Raw genomic sequence first — 6,575 nt, 5'->3', positions numbered from 1 at the left:
GTCGGCACGACGGCGGGCCGGCCCGCCACGGTGGTCTCCTCGACCAGCCGCCCGGTGAAGGTGGTGCCGATGAAGGAGTCGTTGCGGAAGTCCCGGTGCAGCGGCAGTTCGCCGCGGGCGTGCAGCTGCGCCATCCGCGCGGAGGTGCCGGTGCCGCACGGCGAGCGGTCGAACCAGCCGGGGTGGATGGCCATCGCGTGCCGGGAGTGCTCCGCGGTGGAGCCGGGGGCGAGCAGCTGGACGTGGTGGCAGCCGTGGATGGCCGGGTCCTCGGGGTGCACCGGACGGTCGTCGGCGTTGATCGCCGCCATCACCGCCAGGCCGGCGTCCAGGATGTCCTGCTTGCGCTCGCGTTCGAACGGCAGGCCGAGGTCGGCCAGCGGCAGGATCGCGTAGAAGTTGCCGCCATAGGCCAGGTCGTAGGTGACGGCGCCGAAGCCCGGCACCTCCACCTTGCGGTCCAGCGCGGCCGCGTACGAGGGGACGTTGCGGATGGTGACGTCCAGCGCGGCGCCGTCCTCGACCCGGACCTCGGCGACCACCAGACCGGCCGGGGTGTCCAGGCGCACCGTGGTGACCGGCTCGACCACCTCCACCATGCCGGTCTCCACCAGCACGGTGGCGACGCCGATGGTGCCGTGCCCGCACATCGGCAGCAGCCCGGAGACCTCGATGTACAGCACCCCGAAATCGGCGTCCGGCCTGGTCGGCGGCTGCAGGATCGCGCCGCTCATCGCGGCGTGGCCGCGGGGCTCGTACATCAGCAGGGTGCGGAAGTGGTCGAGGTGCTGCTGGAAGTGGACCCGCTTCTCGGCCATGGTCGCGCCGGGGACGGTGCCGAAGCCGCCGGTGACGACCCGGGTCGGCATGCCCTCGGTGTGCGAGTCGACGGCGTGGAAGACGTGACGGCTGCGCATGGGTGCAGAGCTCCTTGTCCTGGCCCGGGCGGGCCGGCTGTCCCCGCAGCCGGCCCCGCTGGCGGTGGTTACTTCAGGCCCTCGGCGAGCGCCTTCTCGGTGGCGGCGCGGACGGCCGCCTCGGTCTCCGCGGAGAGCGGGCCGCGCGGCGGGCGGACCGGGCCGCCGGGGCGTCCCGCGATGTCCATCGAAAGCTTGATGGCCTGCACGAACTCGATCTTGGAGTCCCAGCGCAGCAGCGAATGCAGCGAGCGGTAGAGCGGCAGCGCGGTCGCCAGGTCACCGGCGACCGCGGCGCGGTAGAGCTCGGCGGACGCCTGCGGCAGCGCGTTCGGGTAGCCGGCGATCCAGCCGACGGCGCCGGCCAGGGCCAGCTCCAGCAGGACGTCGTCGGCGCCGATCAGCAGGTCGAGGCCGGGCGCCAGTTCGGCGATCTCGTAGGCCCGGCGGACGTCGCCGCTGAACTCCTTGACCGCGACGATCGAACCGGCCGTGTGCAGCTGCGCCAGCAGCTCGGGGACCAGGTCGATCTTGGTGTCGATCGGGTTGTTGTACGCGACCACCGGGATCCCGGCGGCGGCGACCTCGGCGAAGTGGGCCCGGACGGCGGCGGCGTCGGCCCGGTAGGCGTTGGGCGGCAGCAGCAGGACCGAACCGGCCCCGGCCTCGGCGGCCTGCTCGGCCCAGCGGCGGGACTCGGCGCTGCCGTACGCGGCGACGCCGGGCATCACCCGGGAGCCGTCACCGGCGGCCTCGACCGCGACCGTGACGACCCGGGCGCGCTCCTCGTCGGTGAGGGTCTGGTACTCGCCGAGCGAGCCGTTGGGGACGACGCCGTCGCAGCCGTTGGCGATCAGCCAGCGGACGTGCTCGGCGTACGCGTCGTAGTCGACGGAGAGGTCGTCCCGCAGGGGTAGCGCGGTGGCGACCATGATGCCGCGCCATGGACGGGTGGGGTCATGGGGTGCGAAGGACACGGGGGGTTCTCCCTGAGTGGTGAGGTGTGACATTTTATTAGAGAAGGCAGGACGGCCACAAGAGCCGTCCGGCGGAAATCCGCTGGAAGGTCTAGTCGGCGTCCGGCCCGGTCCGCCGGGCCAGCTGCCCGAGCGGCACCGGGCAGGCGAGCGGACGGCTGTCCGCCCCGACCTTCCCGTCCCCCGCCAGACAGGCCACCGCCGGGCCGCACATCCGCCCCTGGCACCAGCCCATCCCGGCCCGGGTGAGCAGCTTGACGCTCCTGGCGTCGCGGGCGCCGAGCTCCGCCACCGCCTCCCGCACCGCCCGGACCGGGACCTCCTCGCAGCGGCAGACCTCGGTCTCCGGGGTCAGCCAGCCCGTCCAGTCCGGGCCGGGCCGGTGGGCGGCGGCCATCAGCTCGGCGAAGGCCCGGCGCCGGTCGCGGCGGCGCCGCACCCCTGCCGGGGCGGGCCGCCCGGCGACCGCGTACGCGGCGAGCACGCCCTCGGCGACGGCCAGGTCGGCGCCGCCGACCCCGCAGGTCTCCCCCGCCGCCCACAGGCCGTCCACGCTGGTGCGCTGCTCGCCGTCGACGGCGAGGGCGGCCGTGCCGTCCGGGGTGGCCCGGGTGGCGGCGCCGAGTTCGGTGGCGAGCTCGATCTGCGGGACCAGGCCGTGGCCGACCGCCACCGCGTCGCAGGCGATCCGCCGCTCGGTGCCGGGTACCGGCCGCCAGCGGCGGTCCAGCCGGGCCACCGTCACCGCGGTCACCCGGTCGGTGCCGTGCGCCTCGGTGACCGCGCTGCCGCGCAGCAGCCGTACGCCGTGGCGCAGCAGGGTGGCGCCGTGGCCGGCGCCCTCGGCGAGCTTGGCCGGGTTGCCGAGCAGGACGGGCAGGCCGCGGGCGTAGCCGAGGTAGTCGGCGGCCTCGACGATCGCGGGCACCTCGGCCCCGGCGGTGACCAGCGAGGACGCCGCGGCCAGCAGCAGCGGGCCGCTGCCGGCCAGCACGATCCGCCGGCCGGGCAGCACCAGTGAGGACTTGAGCATGGCCTGGGCGCCGCCGGCCGTGACCACCCCGGGCAGCGTCCAGCCCGGGAAGGGCAGCTGGCGCTCGTACGCGCCGGTGGCGAGCAGCACCGCGGCGGCCTCGACGACGGCGGCGTCGTCGGGGCCGGGGCCGGTGGTGGCGTGCAGCCGCCAGCCGTCGGCGCGCTCGGCGGTCCAGACGTGGTGGCCGGCCAGGTGGGTGATCCGGTGGTGGGCGGTGTGGGCCCGCAGCCGGGCGGTGAGCGCGGCGAAGACGGACCAGCCGTGGTGCAGCCGCTCGGGCCGGGCGGCGCCGAGGGCGGGCGCGGGGTGGCGGTAGAACTGTCCGCCGGGGCGGGGACCGGCGTCGACCAGGGCGACGGTCAGTCCGTGGTCGGCGGCGGTGACGGCGGCGGCCAGGCCGCCGGGGCCGGCCCCGACCACCGCGAGGTCGTAGCGGTCAGACGGCGAGGTCGGCACGGCCGTGGCCCTCCTGGGTGGTGACGGTGTCGCCGGGCTCGGCCGGGACCAGGCAGGTGCGCCGGTTGGGCTCTCCGTTGACGGTGGCCAGGCAGTCGAAGCAGACGCCGATGCCGCAGAACGCGCCGCGCGGCCGGCCGCCGGTGCGGGTGGTGCGCCAGGCGAGGACGCCGTCGGCCCACAGCGCGGCGGCGATGGTCTGCCCCGGCAGGGCGGGGACCGGCCGGCCGTCGAACTCGATGGTGTGCGCGGGTCCGGGTTCGGCGCCGACCAGCTCGGCGGGGGTGCGGCGGCTCATCGGGCTCCTTCGGCGGGGTGCCGGTCGGCGAAGCGGTCGGGCCGCATCGGGGTCAGGTCGAGTTCCGGTGCGGCGCCGGTCAGCTGCCCGGCGATCAGCAGCCCGGTGGCGGGGGCCAGCCCGATGCCCGCGCCCTCGTGGCCGCAGGCGTGGTACAGGCCCGGCACCCGGGGGTCGGCGCCGATCGCGGGCAGGTGGTCCGGCAGGTACGGGCGGAAGCCCCGGTAGGCACGTTGCACGGTGACCTCGCGCAGCACGGGGAAGAGGGCGGCGGCCCCCTCGGCCAGCCGGCGCAGCACCTCCGGCGCGAGGGTGCGGTCGAAGCCGACCCGCTCGCGGCTGGCCCCGATCAGGACCGGTCCGGCCGGGGTGCCCTCGACCACGGCGGAGGTCTGCAGGGCGGCGGAGCCGCTGGCGACGTCGGCGACGTAGTCGGCGGCGTAGACCTTGTGCCGGACGATCCGCGGCAGCGGTTCGGTGACCAGGACGAATCCGCGCCGGGGCAGCACCGGCAGGTCGACCCCGGCGAGCCGGGCCAGCTCGCCGCCCCAGGTGCCGGCCGCGTTGACCACCGCGGGGGCGTCGAGGCGGCGGCGGTCGGTGGTGACGCCGAGGACGGAGCCGTCCGCCCGGGTGCGCACGGCGGTCACCTCCTCGCCGAGGAACACCTCGGCGCCGCGGGCCCGGGCGGCCCGCAGCAGGTGGGCGGCGGCCAGCGCGGGCTGCACCTGGGCGTCCTGGGGGTAGTGGAAGCCGCCGGCCAGGCCGGGGGCGAGGTGCGGCTCCAGGGCGGCCAGTTCGTCGCCCTTGACCTCGGCGCAGTCGACCCCGGCGGCGGCCTGGCCGGCCGCGAACCGGCGCAGCGGCTCCAGCCCGGCCGGGTGGGCCGCGACCACCAGGCCGCCCTTGGGCTCGTACTCGACGGCGTCGCCGAGGGTGGCGGCCAGCTCGCGCCAGAGCCTGGTGGAGAGCAGCGCGAGGTCGAGCTCGGGGCCCGGCTCCTTGTCGGAGACCAGCAGGTTGCCCTCGCCGGCGCCGGTGGTGCCGCCGGCCACCGGGCCGCGGTCGACCACGGCGGGCCGCAGGCCCGCCAGGGTGGCGTAGTACGCGCAGGCGGCGCCGACGACGCCGGCGCCGATCACCACGACGTCGTGGGGGGATCGCATGGACACGGCAGTAATATGTCACATGGCCAACGGGCTGCCAAGACGGTCCGCCGTGCGGCGCCCTCCGGCGGCTCCGCCGGATGCCGAAGGCCCCTCCGCCGGACGGCGGAGGGGCCTTCGGTCAGCCCGGCGCACGGGCCGGTCAGGTGATGTCGTCCATCTGCTCGTGCCGGGCCGCGGGCACCACCGGCGCGGGCGCGGCCGGGGCGGCCGAGGCCGACACCGACTCGGCGCCGTCCACCGCGTCGACCGACAGGTCGACGTGCGAGGCCTCGTCGTCGTCCAGCCCGGCGTCGGGGTTGCGGCGGGCCCGGCGGCGGTCGTTGAGCAGCGCGATGCCGACGGCCAGGAAGTACAGGCCCCAGATCGGCGCGGCCAGCGCCAGCATGGTCAGCGGGTCCGCGCTGGGGGTGGCGAAGGCGGCGAACACCGTGATGGCCATGACCATCGCGCGCCACCAGCCGAGCATCCGCTTGCCGGTGAGCACCTTGACGAAGTTCAGCATCACCAGGAACAGCGGGAACTCGAAGCCCAGGCCGAAGACCACCACCATCCTGGTGACCACGTCGAGGTAGTCCTCGACCGGCAGGATGTTGGTGATCTTGTCACCGGTGAACGAGATCAGCATCTGCGCGGTCAGCGGCATGACCAGGTACGCGAAGGCCGCGCCGGCCAGGAAGAGCGGGGTGCCGGCCGCCAGGAACGCCATCGAGTAGCGCCGCTCGTGCTTGTGCAGACCGGGCGAGACGAACTGCCACAGCTGGTACAGCCACACCGGGGTGGCCGCCACCAGGCCGGCCGTCAGGCTGACCTTCAGCACCAGGTTGAACGGGGTCAGCAGGCCGATGTTGACGACGCTGGCGCAGTTGGTGTCACCCGGCAGCGGCTTGTTGTCCGGCCCGCAGCGGGGCAGCGGGGCACTGAGGAAATCGATCAGCTGGTTGTGGAAGTAGGCGGCGACGAGCGTGAAGACCAGGATCGCCAGGACCGACTTCACCAGCCGGCTGCGCAGCTCGCGCAGGTGATCCGCGAGGGCCATCCGGCCCTCGGGGTCCTTGGGTGCTTTGGAAGACTTGCTCAACCCCGGTCCTCGAACTCGTGCGACAGAACCCGCCGGGCGACGGGTCCCCGTACCGGCCTGTCGTCAGGCCGGCCATTTCCGGGTACTGCCCTGCTGCGGGCGATGGTAGCCGCTGCCGGTGTCGGCCCGGCAACCACCCGGCAGCCCTCGGCCGCGCGACCACGCTGCGGGGCACCTGCCGCACCGCAGGGCCCTGCCCTAGAGGGTAACCCGGCCCGTCAGCCCGCCGGCCGGCCCGTGAGCCCGCCCGCCGCCTCGGCCAGCGCCCGCGAGGCCCGGTCGACCTCCCGAGCCAGCGCCCGGACGTCGAGCCACAGCCGCGCCGCCAGGACGCCGAGCACCAGCAGGCCCGCGGTGGCCGCCAGCACGGCGGCGACAATGATCCACTGCATGCCCGTGACCCTATCCGCCCGATCCGTCCACCGGCAGCAGCCGCATCGTCCGCACGCCCGCGGCGGTCAGCGCCGCGACGATCTTCTCACCGGCGGTCTTGCGCACCGGCGCCCCGCAGGAGGGGCAGGTGAAGCTGTAGAAGGTGCGTTCCGCGGTGGCCCCGAGGGCCAGCCGGAACTCCGTGACCGCCAGCTCCACCTTCTCCCGGCACTGGGAGCAGTAGACCTTGAACCTGGTGCCCTCCCCCACCG

Annotated in this window: 8 protein-coding genes; all 8 read right to left on the bottom strand. The window is 75.4% G+C overall.

Annotated elements, in window-relative coordinates; all coding sequences use genetic code 11:
• The coding region (locus AA75_RS08690) for a proline racemase family protein (RefSeq protein WP_033819250.1) at positions 1-917 on the bottom strand (917 nt) is incomplete at its 3' end.
• A 68-nt stretch (positions 918-985) separates the two neighbouring features.
• The gene (locus tag AA75_RS08685; RefSeq protein ID WP_051812017.1) at positions 986-1,927 is read right to left on the bottom strand and encodes a dihydrodipicolinate synthase family protein; all 942 of its coding nucleotides are present in this window, start codon (positions 1,925-1,927) and stop codon (positions 986-988) included.
• A 58-nt stretch (positions 1,928-1,985) separates the two neighbouring features.
• Entirely contained in the window at positions 1,986-3,386 is a 1,401-nt protein-coding gene (locus tag AA75_RS08680) for an NAD(P)/FAD-dependent oxidoreductase (protein ID WP_033819248.1), read from the bottom strand.
• Complete coding sequence (locus AA75_RS08675; RefSeq protein ID WP_033819247.1) at positions 3,367-3,684, bottom strand: (2Fe-2S)-binding protein; 318 nt, start codon at positions 3,682-3,684, stop codon at positions 3,367-3,369. The genes AA75_RS08680 and AA75_RS08675 overlap by 20 nt, the downstream gene beginning before the upstream one ends.
• Entirely contained in the window at positions 3,681-4,850 is a 1,170-nt protein-coding gene (locus AA75_RS08670) for an FAD-binding oxidoreductase (protein ID WP_033819246.1), read from the bottom strand. The genes AA75_RS08675 and AA75_RS08670 overlap by 4 nt, the downstream gene beginning before the upstream one ends.
• Positions 4,851-4,992: 142 nt before the next feature.
• Positions 4,993-5,931 (bottom strand): twin-arginine translocase subunit TatC, encoded by a 939-nt coding sequence (gene tatC, locus AA75_RS08665; RefSeq protein ID WP_063794311.1) that lies wholly within the window; start codon positions 5,929-5,931, stop codon positions 4,993-4,995.
• Positions 5,932-6,149: 218 nt separating this feature from the next.
• On the bottom strand, positions 6,150-6,323 hold the full coding sequence (locus AA75_RS50815; protein ID WP_199520286.1) for a hypothetical protein: 174 nt from the start codon (positions 6,321-6,323) through the stop codon (positions 6,150-6,152).
• 10 nt (positions 6,324-6,333) lie between these two features.
• Positions 6,334-6,573 (bottom strand): hypothetical protein, encoded by a 240-nt coding sequence (locus AA75_RS08660; protein ID WP_033819245.1) that lies wholly within the window; start codon positions 6,571-6,573, stop codon positions 6,334-6,336.
• Between the last annotated feature and the right edge of the window lie 2 nt (positions 6,574-6,575).

This window comes from Kitasatospora sp. MBT63 (assembly GCF_000710465.2).
GTDB lineage: Bacteria > Actinomycetota > Actinomycetes > Streptomycetales > Streptomycetaceae > Kitasatospora.
The sequence above is the reverse complement of the archived record's forward strand: the minus strand, read 5'-3'. Positions and strand labels throughout refer to the sequence as shown.

Excerpts from the sequence above, each read along its gene's own strand:
- AA75_RS08685 (WP_051812017.1), bottom strand. The coding sequence starts at position 1,927 with ATGTCACACCTCACCACTCAGGGAGAACCCCCCGTGTCCTTCGCACCC.
- AA75_RS08675 (WP_033819247.1), bottom strand. The coding sequence starts at position 3,684 with ATGAGCCGCCGCACCCCCGCCGAGCTGGTCGGCGCCGAACCCGGACCC.
- AA75_RS08670 (WP_033819246.1), bottom strand. The coding sequence starts at position 4,850 with ATGCGATCCCCCCACGACGTCGTGGTGATCGGCGCCGGCGTCGTCGGC.
- AA75_RS50815 (WP_199520286.1), bottom strand. The coding sequence starts at position 6,323 with ATGCAGTGGATCATTGTCGCCGCCGTGCTGGCGGCCACCGCGGGCCTG.